Origin of the sequence: Streptomyces sp. NPDC091387 (genome assembly GCF_044756945.1) — a bacterium.
Classification (GTDB): domain Bacteria; phylum Actinomycetota; class Actinomycetes; order Streptomycetales; family Streptomycetaceae; genus Streptomyces.
Genome location: NZ_JBIVTZ010000010.1, coordinates 158755 through 176175, shown reverse-complemented (window position 1 = coordinate 176175; position 17421 = coordinate 158755). Strand labels below are relative to the sequence as shown.

Genomic DNA, 17421 nt, shown 5'->3' with positions numbered 1-17421 from the left:
GGACGGGGAGGGAAGAGTCATGCAGGACGCCCTGTGGAAGATGTCGGCTGCTGCGCAGGCGGAGGCCGTGCGCAGCGCAGAAGTCTCAGCTGTCGAACTGGTCGACAGCCACCTGGATCGGATCGGCAAGGTCAACCCGCAGGTGAACGCGGTCACGCAGCTCCTGGCAGAGCGCGCACGTGAGGCCGCGGCACGGATGGACCGTCGACGGGCAGCGGGTGAAACGCTGGGACCACTCGCGGGTGTGCCCTTCACCGTGAAGGAGAGCACCGCGATCGAAGGCGTGCCGACCACGTTCGGCACGGAGCGCTTCCGTGATCTGGTGGCGTCGGCCGACGCGCCCCCGGTGGCACGGCTGCGCGCGGCGGGGGCCATCCCCATCGGGCACAGCAACATCCCCACCCTGATCCTGGCGGGGATGCACACGCGCAGCGAGCTGTTCGGCGACACGGTCAACCCGTGGGACCGCAGCCGGACCCCGGGCGGCTCCAGCGGGGGCGACGCGGTGGCCGTGGCCACCGGCATGGCGGCGCTCGGGCTCGGCAACGACTCCGGCGGATCGGTACGCATCCCGGCCCAGTTCTGCGGTGTGGCCGGGCTGAAGCCGTCCACGGGCCGGTTCCCCGCCGACCACCGCGTTCTCGGCCCGGACGACCCCGGCCCCGCGTCCCAGATGCTGGTCACCGACGGCCCGCTGGCCCGGAACGTGGGCGACCTTCGGCTTGCTTACGAAGTGCTGGCCGGGACCGATCCTCGAGACCCACGCGCCGTGCCGGTGCCCGCATATGGCGAACCGCTCCCCGGTCGCGTGAAGGTCGCGGTCGTGGCGGATCCCGGCGGGCACGGCGTGCACCCCGCCGTTCGTGGAGCCATCGCGACCGCGGCCGACGCGCTCCGCGACGCCGGGTACGACGTGCGCGAGGTGCAGGACGTGCCGCGGATGGACGAGGCGCTTGAGGCGTACGGCCGGATCACTGTGACTGAGTTCGCCCCTACCTGGCCGGTGGTACGCAAGCTGCTCGGCAGGGGCGGGGACCGCTACATCGAGATGATGATGGAGCAGACCCCGCCCGCAAGCGCGGAGGAGTTCATGAGGTTGATGGGCACCTGGATGAATATCCGTCGCTCATGGGCCGAATTCCTCGACGCATACCCGCTGTTGCTCGGCCCGGTCTTCACGGAGCCACCGGTCGAGCCGGGTTTGGAGTCGCGTGACAGGTCGAGCAGGGACCGGGTCGGGTCGGGGATGCGGCTGTGCACGGTGACCAGCTTCGTGGGCGTACCCGGTGTGGCCGTACCGACGGGGATGGCCGACGGGCTCCCCTGCGGAGTGCAGATCGTCGGGCGCGCGTTCCGGGAGGACCTGTGCCTGGGGGCGGCCCAGGCGATCGAGGACCGGCTCGGAGTACTCACACCAGTCGACCCGCGTGTGGGAGGACGGGCACATTGAGGGCACGGGACCATGCAGCGGCCCTCCCGGCCGACTGCAGTGACTTGAGTGCGCACTCCGACCGGAATGTCCGGAGTGCGCTGCCTCACCCCGGGCCGTGGCCGCGGCGCCCGATGAGCACACCGGGCGCCGCTGCCGCTCGTCCTCAGGCCGGTGAGGTCACTGCACCGCCGAGGTGCCGGGCGAAGAACCGGACCGCGCTGTCGGCCTCGAACCTCGGCATCTCCCCCTGCTTGCCCGCGTTGGCGTGCAACGTCTTCTCCGTCGAGGCGAAGGCGTCGAACAGGGCGAGGCCGGCCTCGCGCGGGATGTGCTCGTCGTCCCACTGCATGGCGAACTCGATCGGAACGGTGATCTCCTTCGCCTTCTCGGCCACGGCCTCGGACCAGTACAGGCCGAAGGCCGCAGCCGTGATCCTGGGCTCCGCCGCCACGAGTGGCACTCCGGTGGCGGTGCCCATCCGGACGCCGAAGTAGCCGACCGGGCCGCCGGCGCCGATCTCCGGAAGCTCCTGGAGCGCGTCCAGGGTCGCCCGCCACTCGGGCAGGGAGAGCTCCGCCAGGTGCTCGTTGTAGCGCACGACGATCGGATTCACCGGCTCGCCCGTCGCCCACGCCTCGGAGAGGGCGGCCCGCTCCAGCTCGTCGTGCGCGGTGCGCGGCCGGTCGCCGTGACCGGGCGCGTCGATGACGGCGACGTGGAAGCCGCAGTGGTTCACGAGACGGTGGGCGCGGCCCGTCATCGCCGGGTGCTTCTTGTGCTTGGCGCCGTCGTGGCCGATCAGGACGAGGGGCGCGCGACCGGCGCCGGAGGCCGGTGACCAGAGAACCCCGGGGATGTCACCCACGGTGAAATCGCGCTCGACGATGCCGTTCGTCGTCGACTCGGCGGTGAATTGCGGAGAGTACATAGGTGTTGCCTTTCGGGAGTGCCTTGTTGTCGAGGCGCTCCCGGCGACACCTACGTCAATCGCCCGACCGTGACGGCAAGGGGGAGCACCCACATCGATACGTTCATGGGTCTCACCTCCTCGGACGGTGTCGCGGTCACCCGCAAGCTACCAGCCGCCCCCGATCCCGCCCACTCGTTTTCCCGGCACGCGATCACGACTCCGGACGGGCGCCGGGGCGCGGTCGCCTGACAGCCGAGACCTTCCAGGTGCGGCCTGCGAGGATGGCGCCATGCTGCAGGTCTGTCTCAACGGTGCTCGAAGCCGTGCCGAGTGTTCCCATCTGCCGGTGACCGCAGACGAGTTGGCTGCGGCGGCCCGTGACGCCGTCGCCGCCGGCGCCGAGGATGTCCATCTGCACCCCAAGGACCGCGACGGTCGGGACACGCTGGAAGCCGCCGCCGTCGCGGCCGCTGTGAGCGCGGTGCGGGCCGCTGTCCCGGGCGTCCCGGTCGGGGTCACCACCGGTGCCTGGGCCACGGCGGACCCCCGGGCACGTGCCGCGCAGGTCCGGGGCTGGACCGTGCTGCCCGACCACGCCTCCGTGAACTGGCACGAGGACGGCGCCACCTATGTCGCCGCGGCCCTGCTGGACCGGGGGATCGGCGTCGAAGCCGGCATCTACTCCGGTACTCCCGCGGCACAGCGCTTTCTGGACTGGCCCGGATCCGGCCGGGTCCTGCGCGTCCTGGCCGAGGTCACCGAGACCACCCCGCAGGACGCGCTCCTCGCCGCGGCCGGCCTGCTGGACGCACTCGAATCGGCTGCCACGCCGATCCTCCTGCACGGCGAGGACGCCGCCGCGTGGCCCGTCCTGCGCCTTGCGGCCTCCCGCCGTCTGGATACCCGGATCGGCCTGGAAGACGTGCTCCACCTCCCCGACGGCGCCCTCGCCCCGGACAACGCCGCCCTCGTCCGTGCGGCGCGCGAGCCCCAGTTGAAAGTCTCACCGGGGGCGCGTTAGTCGAACGCAACCAGAACGCAACCGGCTCCCGATAGGTTGCGGCTCCCGCGATCAAGGCACCACCGGAGCGCCGACGTGTTCAGGCAGGGCAGGCAGGAAGGGCGGGGCCAGATCGGGGGCCCAGAAAATTCGAAAACCTAGGATGACATTCGAATGCTCCGTCAAAGACCTCCCGCTGTTTCCTTTCTGACTCTGTGGCGACTCCTGTCACTGGGTCTCGTCACAGCCTTGATGGGCGGCTTCCTGGTGGGCCTGGCCCAGCCCGCCCATGCGGTTGTTCCCGGAGAGCAGCGGGTGATGACCTGGAACATGGCCCATACGCCGAAGGCCTGGCAGAACGCCTACAACTACGCCCTCAGGTACGACATTGTGGCGTTGCAGGAAATGCCGATGTCCGCGATCTCGGCCGCAAACGTGGTGAACGACGGAGAAATTCTGGTCCCCGGCACCAGCTACCGGATCGAAAGGAAGAGGCTGACTTCCCGACTGGGCTACCGTTCGGACATTTACCTCACCTATGTCGAGGACAGTCTCCGGCCGCAGATGTACCGTCTCGGATTCATGACGCACCGTCGGCCGGAAAGCGTGGAAATCGTCGAGACGCAATTCGCCAATACGCGCCCGGGGCTCGTCATCGTCGACGGCACCGGCGCCGATGCCATGACCTTCGGCTCCATTCACGCGATCTCCCCCGGCGGGGCCAACGGAAGCGAGTTCGTCAACGCGGTCGCAGGGCGGGCGGGAGCCCTGAGTGCAGGGCGATGGGCGGTCCTGGGTGACTACAACCGCGAGCCGGGAACCATGGCCGATCTCCCCGCGAACAGCCTGACGCACTCCACCGCCCACGCTGTCCGCACCTTCCGGACCGGCGGGCGGTACGACTACATGGTCGCCTCACAGCGGTTCAGCGACTGGGAAATCGTCGGTCGGGCCGACACCACTCATGACAGCGACCACTATCCGGTGTTCTTCGGCGACCTTCAGGCCGGAGCCGATCCGGGAGTTCCTTACTGGCTGACGGGTGGGACCTCGGAGAACACCGCCTCCTGGACGATCGGCGTCGACCAGGCCCGGCTGGAGGACGACAGCATCGGCGAGGACGCCCCGTTCGTCCTGCAGAACATCCGCGCGAAGAACACGAGCCAGGTCCTGTCACCGTTCGGAGCGATCGACGTCAGCGGGAAGAAATACTCACTGCTCCTGCTCGCGAGATCCCTGAAATGTCTCACCATCGCTCCCGACGGCACCGGAAAGATCGTTCACAAGAATTGCCAGACGGGTCAGAAGGAGAGCCAGCTCTGGCGTTTCGACAGTGATTCCGGGCAGTTGGTCAACCCCGAGGGATTCACGATCGCCCCGGAGAATCAGAGAGTCGGTTCGGGACTTCGCGCGGTGTCTCAGGGTACGACTCCCACCTGGAAGTGGAAGACGAAGTTGTTCCAGGGCTGCCCACCGTCCTCGGCCGGCAACGTGACGGTGTCCTCGGCGCTGAACGTTTCCGTCCTGTCCGACGGGCAGACGCCCTTGCCTGGCCCGGAGCCCGATCCCTGCACAGCGGTACCGACGGTGGTGTCGATGGGTGACAGCTACATCTCCGGCGAGGCCGGCCGGTGGGCCGGCAACGCGGACGCCTCTGCCGACGGCTCGGTGTGGGGCACCGACCGCTCCGCCGTGGGCTGCAACGCCGGCGAGAGCAGCTGCACCCACGACCTCACGCGGGTGTACGGCGACACCTCCTACGCCGCCAAGCCCGACGCGGCGTGCGACCGGTCGGACTCCGCCGAGATCAACGGTGTGGCCGTGCCCGGCGCGGAAACTGTCGACCGGGTCAACCTGGCCTGTTCCGGAGCGACCACGGCCAGCGTCCTGACCACCACGTTCAAGGGAGAGCGCCCGCAGATCGAACAGCTGCGCGACCTCACCGCCACACGTGACGTCTCCACCGTGGTGCTGTCCATTGGCGGCAACGACCTCCAGTTCTCCGACATCGTGAAGGAGTGCGTCAAGGCCTACCTCGCCCCGGCCGTGAACAACAACGGCTGCCGAGCCGTCAAGCAGGCCGACTTCGACGCGGCGTTGGGCGCGGTCGAGGAGGACGTGGTCAAGAGCGTGACCGGGATCCGTGACGTCCTGCGCGACTCCGGGCAGTCCGACAACAGCTACCGCATCGTGCTCCAGTCCTACCCGAACCCGCTGCCCAAGAGCTCCGAGTACCGCTACCCGGAGAACTCCTCCAACCCGTTCGAAAAGTACGGGCGTTACACCAAGGGCGGCTGCCCGTTCCTCGACAAGGACAGCGACTGGGCCCGCGACCACGTGATGGCGAACATCACCGCCATGCTGAGCCGGGCCGCCACACGGGCGAAAGTCTCGTTCCTGGACCTCCAGGACGCCTTCACCGGACACGAGTTGTGCTCCACTTCCACCCATCAGGCCACCTCGGCGAACAACTCGACCGCGCCCCTGGACGCCGCACAGGCCGAATGGATCCGCTGGGTCCCCTACCTGATCGACACGGACATCCCGTGGACGGCCCAAGGCCACCAGCAGGAGGCGATCCACCCCAACTACTACGGCCAGCAGGCCCTCTCCGCCTGCCTCACGAAGATCCTCGCCGACCCCGACACCGGACCGGTCACCTCACGCTGCACCGGCAGTGCGGGCTCCTCCCCCGGCGGCCTGGACGACACCAGCCAGGTCCTGGCCAAGGGCAACCGCCGCACCGGCCTGGGCGGTGACCTGCCGGACTGGAGCAAGGCCGGCTACCGGGGCGGGCAACGGCTGCCCGGCCCCGCGGAGCGCTCCAACGACCCGCGCTGCGAGATCACTCCCCAGGTCCTGGCCGACCACTACAACGTGAAGGCCGACGACGGCCAGGACGACACCGCCGGCATCCAAAAGGCCATCGACGACATCCGCACCACCTGCACCCCCAACGCCTCGCCCACCAAGCTCTCCTCGATCGAACTGCCCAAGGGCACCCTGGAGGTCAGCAAGCAACTGGCCGTCGACGCCTCCTACCTCGTCATCCGCGGCCAGGGCACGAAAGCCGACAGCGGCACCAAGATCGTGTTCAGGCCGGGCAGCGCGACCAGGTACGACACCCTCTACCAGGGCAGCCGCTGGGACCAGGACTCGATGCGCTACGTATGCCAGGGCACGATCGGCTCCATCACCGGCACCGGCGGCTGGATCTGGCCCGGACGCGGCCTGTTCCGCGTGCAGACCCGCGAGGTGTCGGCCAAGCACCAGCGCATGTGCGGCAACATCTCCGCGATCCCGGAGAACCGCCGGGACCTGTTCGAGGGATCGGTCAACCAGCACTGGGAATCGGGCGTCACCCTCGCCGAGAACACATCCACCCCCGGATACGCCGCACGAGAGGGCGACAGCACCATCCAACTCAACGCCGCCGCCGACATGTCCGTCTTCAAGCCGGGCGGCTACCTGTGGGTCGGGGCGGCCAACAGCATGAAGTTCTACCAGAGCCAGCAGATCGACACCGCCGGGCAACTGGGCAGCCTGGAGGACCTGCACATGCGCCAGCAGGTCTTCACCATCTCCTCCGTCGACAGCACCCGACGCACCGTCACCATCGACAAGCCGCTGGAGTTCGACGTCCCCGTCAACTCCGTCTCCGACGGCTCCGCGCCCATATCCCCAGGGGGTCCCGCCTACCCCAGCAAGGTCACCCCGCTCAAGATGATCACGGACGTCGGGTTCGAGGACTTCACCTTCACCCAGCAGATGGACGGCCTGACCGCCCAGTGCGTCGACCTGACCACCAACTGCGCCACCCACAACTACGGCAACCTCGCCCCCGACGCCGCCATGCACGGCATCGTCTTCAAATGGGCCGCCAACAGCTGGGTCCGCGGAATCAGGGGCGAGATGACCGGCTCCCACCCCGTCGTCACCGAGGTCGCCAAGAACCTCCAGATCGAGAACAACTACTTCGACGGCGCCTGGAACAAGGGCAAGGGAGGCAACGGATACCTGCGCGGCTCCCGCGTCTGGGACTCCCTCTACGCCTTCAACACCACCCGCAACCTGCGCCACTTCACCTTCCAGTGGTCCTCCTCCGGGAACGTCGCCTTCGCCAACGACTTCGACTCCGACCTCAACCTGCACGGCGGCTGGGAACGCCGCAACCTCTTCGACAACAACACCGTCCACGTCCCCTACAACCACTCCTCCAGCAACTGCAGCGCCAACTGCGGCGGTGAAGGAGGCGTCGGCGACAAGGGCACCTGGTGGCCGATCTACTGGAGCGCCGGCAACAAGGCCGTCAAGTGGTCCGGCTCCAGCGGCCCCCAGAACGTCTTCTTCAACAACAACCTGACCAAACAGACCACCAAGAACGGCCCCTACGCGCTCTACCAGCCCTACTCCACCCGCGGCCGTGCCTACCAGTTCGGCTCCGCCGAGGACTCCCCGCGCTCCTTCAAACACCTCGACTACGGAACCGGCAGCTTGCCGCCCATCGACACCAACCCCATCCAGGACTGGGCCGGCTACGAGAACGGCAGCTTCACCTCAGGACTGGGCGTCAACGACAACTACCAGGACAGCGGGGACTCCCTCTTCCTGAAGTCCTTCCGACGCTGACCGTCACCGACCCGCAGCCGAAGGCCGTGCCGCCGTCCGATCAGGCGGCACGGCCTTCGGCCACCGATGACAACCCCGGCTGAACGTCCCGGCACCCCAGACCGGTCAGGCCGTGGCGCAGGCGCAGCAAGGGGCCCCACGGTCCGACCGGGGCTCACGGACGGCACGGTGGTGAGGCCGCCCGCCGACGGGATGACGGTGTTCATCGGCCCGAACAACGGCAAGCACCACCTGATCGTCGATTTCCACGGCGTTCCGCTCGCCGTCGCACTGGCGAGGCGGGAACCGGCGCGACAATCGGTTAGGCGGTCTTCAGCTGGGTGAAGCGGAGGCGGTTGCCGAACGGGTCGCGGAGGCCGCAGTCGATTCCGTAGTCACGGTCGGTGGGCTCCTCGGTGAACTCGACGCCCTGGGCGAGCAGCGTCTCGTACGTCTTGCGGCAGTCGTCCGTGGTGAGGATGAGCCAGCCGCCCATCGCGCCCTTGGTCACCAGTTCGCGTACCTGCTCCGCCGTCTCCTCCGACATGGCGGGGGCGCCCGGCCGCTCCAGCAGGATCTGGCGCTCCGGGTGGCCGGGGACGCTGACGGCGAGCCAGCGCATGAAGCCCATGTCGACATCGGCGGCGACCTCCAGGCCGAGCTTGCCGACGTAGAAGTCGAGGGCCTGGTCCTGGTCGAGGACGTAGATCTGTGAGTGCGTGATCGCTGTGAACATGTGCTCAACGCTAGTGGGCGGACCCCGGGGAAACTTATCCAGAACTGCTCGTTCGCCCCGCCTCGGCGGCGTCCCGTCGCAGCGTCGCTCCGTCGCTCAGCCGCTCGGCCGCGTCCACGCCATCGTGAAGCACGTGGGGACGCCCGTGGGTACGGACTCCTTGCGGTACGTCCTCGGTGAGCGGCCGACGATGTCGCTGAAGGTGCGGCTGAAGGTGCCCGTGCTGCCGAAGCCGACCTCGAAGCAGATGTCCGTCACGCTGCGGCCGGTCTCCCGCAGCAGGAACATCGCGCGCTCCACCCGGCGGCGTTGCAGATAGCGGTGGGGCGTCTCGCCGAACGTGGCACGGAAGGTGCGCGAGAAGTGCGCCGGGGAGACATGGGCGATCCGGGCCAGGGCGGCCACGTCCAGCGGCTGCGCGTACGCGCGGTCCATCGCGTCCCGGGCCCGGAGCATCCGGCGGTTCGACTCCTCTGCGGCGCGGCTCACCCCGCCATCACACCACGCCCACCCCGCCACCGGCCCCCGCCTGACCCGCCTGACCCACGGGTGCCGCCTGCGGCGTCCTCCGGTGCCCCCGCACCAGCACGAGCACCGCCACTCCCGCGACGACTCCCACCGCACCGGCCACCACGGCCGCCGTGTTCAGCCCCGAGGCGAACGCCGCCCGCAGCGCGTGTTCCGGCACCCCGGCCGCGCGCAGCCCCGGCGCGCCGCCGCCCGCGAGCGCATGGGACCGCCCCGCGCTCAGCGTCCCGCCCATCCGCGAGGTCAGCACCGTCCCGAACACGGCCACCCCGAAGGCGTACCCGAGCTGCCGGAACGTGTTGACCGCGCCGCCCGCCATGCCCGCCCGCTCCGGCGGTACGGAGGCGAGCGCGGCGCCCGCGAGGGCCGGGGAGACCAGGCCCGTGCCGATGCCCGCGACGATCAGCCCCGGCAGCAGCGCGGGCCACGAGGAGCCCGCGCCCAGCACCGCCTGGCCGAGCGTGCCGACGCCGATCAGTGCGAGCCCGACACCGATGGTCAGCCCCGGCCTCACCCCGTGCAGCAGCCGCCCGCCGACGGCCGCCACCACGAACGCCGTCGCGGCCAGCGGCAGTACCGCCAGACCGCCCTGGACCGGGCTGAGTCCGAGCACCGTCTGCAACCAGATAGAGGTGTACGGCAGGACGGCGAAGGCCGCCGCGTTGAACGCGAGCGCCCCGGCCATCACCCCGACGAAGCCGGGCTCATGGAACAACGACATGTCCAGCAGCGGGTGTTCGACGCGCCGCTCGACCAGCACGAAGCCGAGCAGGGCGAGTGCCGCGATCCCGAACGTGGAGAGCGTGCTCACCGACGTCCAGCCCTGGCTGCCCGCCCGTACGACGGCGTACGTGGCCGCCCCCGCGAACACCGCGAAGGCCGCGGTCCCCGCCCAGTCGATCCGCCGGCCCCGCTCGGCGCGCGACTCGGGCACGGTCCGGGCCGTCAGCCAGATCGCGGCCACGCTGACCGGCAGGTTCACGAAGAAGATCCAGCGCCATCCCGGCCCCTCGGTCAGCAGCCCGCCGGCCACCGGACCGATCGCGGCGGCGGCGCCGCTCACCGCGCCCCACAGCCCGAGCGCCACGGACCGGTCCTTGCCCCGGTACACCGAGGCGAGCAGCGGCAGCGTGGTCGCGAACATCGCGGCGGCGCCCACGCCCTGGACCCCGCGCGCCGCCACCAGCGCGGTCGGCGAGGAGGCCAGCCCGCAGGCCAGCGAGGCGGCCGCGAAGAGCACGACGCCCGCGACATGGACCCGCCGCCGCCCGAGCAGATCGGCTGCGGCACCGATGCCGAGCAGCAGCGCCGCGAGCGCGAGCGCGTACCCGTCGATGACCCACTGGAGATCGGAGAGCGACGCATCCAGCGCCCGTGCCATGTCCGGCAGCGCCACGATGACGATCGTGACGTCGAGCAGCAGCATGAACGTCCCGAGACAGACCGCGGTGAGCGGTCCCCACTTACGCATGTGATTTCCCCCTGTGCAGTTTCCGTGTGGTCGGCGACCACTCCCGTACGATCGGACGGCCGCGACCGGAATCCCCAGCCAGGAACCCGAGAGCGGCGGAATCCGACATGGAAGGGTCCTGCTGGTATGGAATCCAACGCCGGGTACGACGTCATCGACCTTCGGATCCTGCACGCGCTGGAGCTGGACGCCCGCGCGCCCTTCAGCCGGATCGCCACCGTCCTCGGCGTCTCCGACCAGACCGTGGCGCGGCGCCTGCGCAGGCTGCGCGCCGAGGCGGGGCTGCGGATCGTCGCGGTCCGCTGCGCGGCGGCCGAGGACTCCCTCGACCACTGGCTGCTGCGCGTGCGCTGCGCCCCCGAGGGCGCGATGGCCATCGCGGAAGCCCTGGCGAAGCGCCCCGACACGGCCTGGATCGGCCTCACCTCCGGCGGTACGGAAGTGATGTGCATGGCCAACGCGCGCACCCGGGGCCACACCGACGACCTGCTCCTCGGCAGGCTGCCGCGCACCCCGCACATCGTCGACATCCGCGCCCACCAGTTGCTGCACCGCTTCTACGGCGGGCCCTCCGGCTGGCTCCACAAGAGCGGCGCTCTCACCGCCGAACAGGCCGCCGCCCTCACGGCCGCGCCCCTTCCCGACCACCCGGGCCCGGCCGTCATCTCCGCCGAGGACGAGGCGCTGGTCGCCGCGCTGGAGGAGGACGGCCGGGCCACGTACCCCGAACTCCAGAAGGCGACGGGCCGCTCCGAATCGGCGGTCAAGCGCCGGCTGGCCCAGCTCGTCGCCTCGGGCGCGCTGTACATCGACGTCGAGTTCAATTCCGGATACTTCGGCTTCCGGAACCACACCATGTTCTGCATCACCGCCGCCCCCCGCGCCCTCCACGCCGTGGGCGAGGCCCTGGCCACCCACCCGGAGATCGCGTACGCGGCGGCGACGACGGGCTCGTCCAACCTGATGGCGGTCACCATCACCCGCGACACCGGCCATCTGTACCGCTACCTGAACGAGAGCCTGGGCCGGCTGGAGGGCGTCGAGCACGTGGAATCGATGCCGTTCCTGCGCCACGTCAAACAGCTGACGTACCGGCCGTTCCGGGGCTGAGGGCTGTGGTCCAGAAGTCTCCTCCGTCTCGCGCGGTGGTCCGGGCCCGGAACACGATCACCGGGCCGTGGGAAACCCCACGACCCGGTGGTCAATCGGCAGTAGCCCGCGCCGCGCGGCCGACGGCTGTCAGTCCCGCTCCTCCGGCGGCTCGTAGTACTCGTTCTCTATGAACTGGCCGGTCCTGCTGCCGTCCGGATTGAGCTTCCAGGCACCCTTGATGTACTTCGAGTCGATCCCGCCGGGGAAGGCGATCTCCTTCTCGTTGGCATGGGGGCTGTTGGCCCCGAAGGTCCCGTTGACATCGATTCCGCCCGGGGCGTCGATCTCGTAGACCCAGTCCTGACCGTAGAAGGGCTTCGGGTTCTCCTCCGTCGTCGTCGAGACGAACGCGGAGTCCTTGTTGGTCTTGACGTAGTCGTACAGATCCGTGTTCTTCGGGTCCTTGGGCTCGAAGTCGTCGACGAAGATGTCCTCCGGCGGACGGTCGTCGAAGCGGTACAGGGGCTCGTCCGTGTCACGCCAGTCCAGCTTGGGCTTGATGCCCGTCGTGTCGACGTCCTTGACCGCGACCTCGGGGTGCGGGTTGGCATTCGGACGGTCGCAGCCGTCCGCCTTCGGCTCGGGCTCGGGCTCCGGGTCGTCCTTGATCGGCGGGGGCGGCGGGTCCGTGAGCCCGAGAGCATTGCTGACCCTGCCCTCCGCCTCCTGGTACGTGTCGACACCGGCGAGGGAGGCTCCGGAAACGGTCGCCATCAGGCCAATCGGCGAGGGCGCCCCCGAGCCGGCCGCGAGCGTGGTGCCGCTGACGGTCACTTGTGTACGGGTCCCGGCCGAGGCGAGCGTGTAGCGCCCGCTGCCCGGACCACCGGTGGTCACCCTGCCGCGGAGGGCGGCGTTGTCGTCCCGGCAGTCGTCGTCCTCGTCGTCATCATCGTCATCGTCATCGTCATCGTCGTTGCAGAGCGAGATCAGACGGGGGCCCGCACCGCCGATACTGCTGTGACCGCCGCTGACCGCGGAGCCACCAGTGGCCGCCGCACCGCCGGACGAGGAGCCCTTGTCCTCGTCCTCGCAGTCGTCGTCGTCCTTGTCGTCATCATCGTCATCGTCGTCGTCGTTGCAGAGCGAGATCAGACGGGGGCCCGCACCGCCGATACTGCTGTGACCGCCGCTGACCGCGGAGCCACCGGAGGTCGACGTACCACCGTCGTCGGATGAACCACCTGAGTCGGACGAACCGCCGGACGAGGATCCGTTGTCCTCGCAATCCCCGTCATCGCCACCGGAGTCACTGCCACCGGAGGCTGCTCCACCGGAGTCGCTGCCACCGGAGTTGTTCCCCCCGGACTTCCCGCCGCTGCTGCCACCGGACGAACCGCCGCCGATGAGACCACCGATCAGACCGCCACTGAGCAAACCGCCACTGATCACGCCGCCAATGGAATTCCCGCCGGAGGCGCTACCGCCGGAGTTGTTGCCGCCGGACTTCCCGCCGCTGTCGCTGCCCCCGGAGTCGCTGCCCCCAGAGTCGCTACCGCCGGAGTCACTGCCACCCGAGTCGCTACCGCCGGAGTCGCTACCGCCGGAGTCACTGCCGCCGGAGTCACTGCCCCCAGAGTCGCTACCGCCGGAGTCACTGCCACCCGAGTCACTGCCCCCAGAGTCGCTACCGCCGGAGTCACTGCCACCGGAATCGCTACCACCGGAGTTGTTGCCGCCGGACTTCCCGCCGCTGCTCCCACCGTCGGAACCACCGCTGTCGGAACCACCACTGGAGTCGCTACCGCCGGAGTCGCTACCACCCGAGTTGTTGCCGCCGGACTTCCCGCCGCTGCTCCCACCGTCAGAACCACCACCGTCAGAACCACCACTGTCGGAACCACCAGCGGAGTCGCTACCACCGGAGTCGCTACCGCCGCTGCTGCCACCGGCGCTGCTGCCACCGGCGGAGCCACCACTGGAGTCGTCTCCACCGGAGTCACTCCCACCGCTGTTCCCGCTACCGCCGGAGTGGCTGCCGCCGGAGTTGTTGCCGCCCGACTTCCCACCGCTGCTGCCGCCGGAGTCACCACCGTTGTTCCCACCACTGTTGGAACCACCACTGTTGGAACCACCACTGGAATCACTGCCACCGGAGTTGTTCCCCCCGGACTTCCCACCACTGCTGCCACCGACGGCTCCACCACCGGAGTCGTCTCCGCCGGAGTCGCTCCCACCGGAGCTGCCGCTGTTGCCACCCGAGTCGTCACCGCCGTCGTCACCCGAGCTGCCGCCCCAGTCACCACCGCTGCCACCGGCGCTGTCGCCACCCGAGTCACCACCACTGCCGCTGCTGCCACCGTTGTCGCCACTGCCGCCGTTGCCGCCGCCGGAGGCACCCTTGCCAGGACCGCCGTCATCCCCGGCGACCGTGTGACTGGAGCAGTTGTCGCCCCCGCCGAGGGTGCAGACCGCGTCCTGGAGACGGCCCGTGATCTGGCCCCCCACACCGCTGAGCGTGAGCGCGCCGATGATCGCCACGACCAGGCAGACCAGGCCGAGGTACTCGACCGACGTCTGGCCGCGGTTCCGGCGCCACGTGATCAGGTGCGGGATCGACGGGAGCGCGTCACGACGAAAACGCGTGCGCGTCCAGCGCGGCCTCACCGCCCTTTGCTCCGCGGGAAGTTCGAACCAGGACCGGCTGACGCCCGCGCTCGCCATCGCCAACAGAGCGCCTGGGAGCAGCAGTTGGGTGAGTCCGCGGGTCGAGCCCCCGTACAGATTGACGATGCCGCCGATCAACAGCCACACCTGGAGGGCTATCAACGTGAACCAGACCGCTTTTCCACCGGTCCACAGCCGCCGCGCCAGGAACACGGCGACGATCCCCGGCGCCATCGCGTACAGCGCCATCAGGCTGAGGGTCGGCGTGATGTGCCTGCCCAGGTCCAGCAGCGAAGTGAGGACGCCGACACCGCCCAGCAGTGTCAGGCCGAACATCAGATGGAGGAGAACACGCGTGACGGCAAGTGAGCGAGGCAACTCCCAACGATGTGTGGGTGTGCCGGCCCGGAACTCCAGGCCCTTCGTGTCGGACAACGGGAAAACCCTTCCACCCACTACTGATGAAGCCCGGCCCCCCCCCGATACAGCCGTGACGCGTATGACGCCACGTTATGTACGCGCAAGACCCAATACGAAGGGTCCGCGGACCCACCCGGAGGCCCAAAACGGGCCCACGACGTGGCCTTTCACCCCGTGGCCACGACCGGAGCGCGCCATCCCGGCCGAGGAGTACCGAGTCGCTCGGGCCCGCATACCGGTCGCCGACATGCGGGAGTCCTTACGGTTCCCGGCGGCCGGGCCCGGGCAGAATCCTCCGGGTGGACGAGATCTTCGGCTCTTCGTCGACGTCGACGATGTACGTATGTCGCGGGGCCGAGGTCGTACGCCGGGACTGCTGCCGCGTACCGCCGAGGGGCCCGCGGTACGGGAAGGCCTGGCGGTCGGTGTGATCCATTTCGTTCTGCTCATCGTGTGCGCGGTGGCGATCTATCTCTCGTGCGAGTGGTTCGTCAACGCGGTGGAGTGGCTGGGGCAGCGCCTCGACGTGGGGAAGATGGCGGTCGGCACGATCCTGGCCGCGTTCGGCACGGCGCTGCCGGAGTCGGTGGTGACGCTGGTCGCGGTGACCACGGGCGCCGACGAGGAGGCCAAGAACATCGGTGTCGGTGCGGCGATGGGCGGACCGCTGGCGCTGTCCACGGTCGCCTACGGCGTGACCGGCGGAATGCTGCTCCTCAAGCGCCGCAGGGAGCGCGGTCCGGAGCCGGACGGAAGCGGCGGGCGCGCCACCGCGCTGGGGGACGCGAAGGACATGAGGCGGCTGGCCAAGGACCAGAAGTGGTTCCTGCCGATCTTCGTGCTCAAGGTCGCGCTCGGCCTGGTCGCCTTCGCCTTCAAGCCCGTACTCGGCGTGCTGTTCTTCGCCGCCTACGCCGTCTACTTCTGGCGCGAGATCCGCAGTGACGACGACGCCGGGGAGGCCGAGGAGCTGGAGCCCCTGAAGCTCCGGCCGAAGGCCGCCTCCCCGGAGACCTGGGCCGTCGTGGTCCAGACCCTGGCCACCCTCGCCGTCATCTTCCTCGCGTCCCAGCTGTTCGTGAGGCAGCTCGACGCGATCGGCCCGATGCTCGGGCTCTCGTCCGCGGTCACCGCGCTGCTCCTGTCTCCGATCGCGACGGAGCTGCCCGAGATCATGAACGCGATCATCTGGGTCCGCCAGGGCAAGACACAGCTCGCCCTGGCGAACATCTCCGACGCCATGATGATCCAGGCGACCGTCCCCAGCGGCCTGGGGCTGATCTTCACCAGCTGGAAGTTCGACGGGGCCCTGCTCTGGGCCGGGCTGATCACCATGGCCGCGATCGTCTATCTCCTGCTGACGATGCGCGCCCACCGGCTCACCCCGGGGCGGCTGACGGTGGCGGCGCTCTTCTACGTCGTCTTCGGCCTGGGGCTCGTCCCGATCCTGGCCTGACCCGCCCGCCCACCCGCCACGGACTACTCCCGGGCGGCAGGTGCACCGGGGGCCGCCGCCCCCACCCCGGCGGTTCCGCTCAGCGCACGTCGACGAAGTCGACGGCGGAGGTGGCGGCGCCGGTGGTGGACCAGCCGCCGAAGCTCCAGCGCCAGTACCCGTCGGCGGACGCCTTGACGGTGGTCTTCAGGGCGCCCGCGGAGCTCGACTTCACCGTCTTGACCGTGGTGTAGGCGGAGGCGCCCTTCTTGCGGAACTGGAGCTTGACCGTCGCGGCGGCGACGCCGGTGTACGTGTGCTTCACCCAGTCGGCGCGCTTGAGGCTGCCCGTCACGGTGAGCGTCCCGCCCTTCTTCACCGGCTCCGGCGAGGCGTTGACCGTGGCCTTGGCCCACCGCCTGATCTGCACACCGCCGGGGGCGGTCGTGTACTGCTCCTTCATGAGCTTCCAGTTGGCGCCCCAGAGCTTCGTCGCGACGCCGATCTTCCAGGTCGTCGCGTCGTTGTTCGAGTCCAGGCGGTAGCGCGGTTCGATGTACAGCGTGCCTTCGCAGTCCGAGATGCGGGCGGCCGTCTCGTAGCAGGTGTAGCTCGCCTGGAGGCTGCCGTCCAGCGCCCCCTTCTCGGCGGTGGTGCCGTGGTAGAGGTAGGGCTCCGCGTCCCACGCATTGAAATCGGCCGTGCTGTACCCGGCGGGAAGGTGGACCCGGAAGGTGATCCGCGGCTCCTTCACGTCCGACGTTCCCACGACGACGGGCTTGCCGCCGTTCACGACGATCCCCGTCACCGTGATCCCGGTGCCGGCGGCCTGCGCCGTCGGAGCCGTGAACGCCGAGAGGACGAGGGCCCCCGCGAGTACGGTCACGGCCCCGGTTCTGCTGCCTGTCTTCATTCATACCTCGCTGGGCTCGCTGCCTGAAGAACTGAGGACCCGCCCGGCCTGACCGTCACCGACCAACTGACCGGTCGACCGGCGGAGCGGCAGGCTACCAGCGGGCCGGCCGGGCGTTCCGGGCAGGGTGATCAAGGAAATCCTCCGGGCCCGGCAGCCGCGTCGGCCGGGGGCCCGGCCGTCCCCCACGTGACCGACTCCACCCCCCA

The 17421-nt window shown here is 69.5% G+C and carries 11 protein-coding genes; 5 read left to right on the top strand and 6 right to left on the bottom strand.

The genetic code is table 11. From position 1 onward, the window contains the following. The first annotated feature begins 19 nt into the window (after positions 1-19). Complete coding sequence (locus ACIQM0_RS21935; RefSeq protein ID WP_401289101.1) at positions 20-1450, top strand: amidase; 1431 nt, start codon at positions 20-22, stop codon at positions 1448-1450. A gap of 145 nt (positions 1451-1595) precedes the next feature. Here ACIQM0_RS21935 and ACIQM0_RS21930 read toward each other — a convergent pair whose 3' ends face one another. Then, positions 1596-2360 (bottom strand): alpha/beta hydrolase, encoded by a 765-nt coding sequence (locus tag ACIQM0_RS21930; protein ID WP_401289099.1) that lies wholly within the window; start codon positions 2358-2360, stop codon positions 1596-1598. 271 nt (positions 2361-2631) lie between these two features. Here ACIQM0_RS21930 and ACIQM0_RS21925 point away from each other — a divergent pair, with 271 nt between their 5' ends. Further along, on the top strand, positions 2632-3363 hold the full coding sequence (locus ACIQM0_RS21925) for a 3-keto-5-aminohexanoate cleavage protein (RefSeq protein WP_401289096.1): 732 nt from the start codon (positions 2632-2634) through the stop codon (positions 3361-3363). A 231-nt stretch (positions 3364-3594) separates the two neighbouring features. Next, the gene (locus ACIQM0_RS21920; protein ID WP_401289094.1) at positions 3595-7971 is read left to right on the top strand and encodes a hypothetical protein; all 4377 of its coding nucleotides are present in this window, start codon (positions 3595-3597) and stop codon (positions 7969-7971) included. Between the two features lie 301 nt (positions 7972-8272). On the opposite strand, the gene ACIQM0_RS21915 is transcribed toward ACIQM0_RS21920, so the two are convergent. The 3 genes from ACIQM0_RS21915 to ACIQM0_RS21905 form a co-directional block, all read right to left on the bottom strand. Beyond that, complete coding sequence (locus ACIQM0_RS21915; protein WP_401289092.1) at positions 8273-8686, bottom strand: VOC family protein; 414 nt, start codon at positions 8684-8686, stop codon at positions 8273-8275. 96 nt (positions 8687-8782) lie between these two features. Beyond that, the gene (locus ACIQM0_RS21910; RefSeq protein ID WP_401289089.1) at positions 8783-9175 is read right to left on the bottom strand and encodes a helix-turn-helix domain-containing protein; all 393 of its coding nucleotides are present in this window, start codon (positions 9173-9175) and stop codon (positions 8783-8785) included. 7 nt (positions 9176-9182) lie between these two features. Further along, the gene (locus ACIQM0_RS21905; RefSeq protein ID WP_401289086.1) at positions 9183-10685 is read right to left on the bottom strand and encodes an MFS transporter; all 1503 of its coding nucleotides are present in this window, start codon (positions 10683-10685) and stop codon (positions 9183-9185) included. 126 nt (positions 10686-10811) lie between these two features. On the opposite strand from ACIQM0_RS21905, the gene ACIQM0_RS21900 reads away from it, so the two are divergent. Continuing rightward, entirely contained in the window at positions 10812-11795 is a 984-nt protein-coding gene (locus ACIQM0_RS21900; RefSeq protein ID WP_401289084.1) for an Lrp/AsnC family transcriptional regulator, read from the top strand. A 129-nt stretch (positions 11796-11924) separates the two neighbouring features. Here the strand turns inward: ACIQM0_RS21900 and ACIQM0_RS21895 are convergent, their stop codons facing one another. Further along, complete coding sequence (locus ACIQM0_RS21895) at positions 11925-14780, bottom strand: hypothetical protein (RefSeq protein ID WP_401289082.1); 2856 nt, start codon at positions 14778-14780, stop codon at positions 11925-11927. Positions 14781-15207: 427 nt separating this feature from the next. On the opposite strand from ACIQM0_RS21895, the gene ACIQM0_RS21890 reads away from it, so the two are divergent. Beyond that, a complete protein-coding gene (locus ACIQM0_RS21890; RefSeq protein ID WP_401289079.1) occupies positions 15208-16320 on the top strand; it encodes a sodium:calcium antiporter in 1113 nt (370 codons plus the stop codon). 79 nt (positions 16321-16399) lie between these two features. On the opposite strand, the gene ACIQM0_RS21885 is transcribed toward ACIQM0_RS21890, so the two are convergent. After that, positions 16400-17185, bottom strand: coding sequence for a hypothetical protein (locus ACIQM0_RS21885; protein WP_401289077.1), 786 nt, complete (start codon positions 17183-17185; stop codon positions 16400-16402). Positions 17186-17421: the final 236 nt, after the last annotated feature.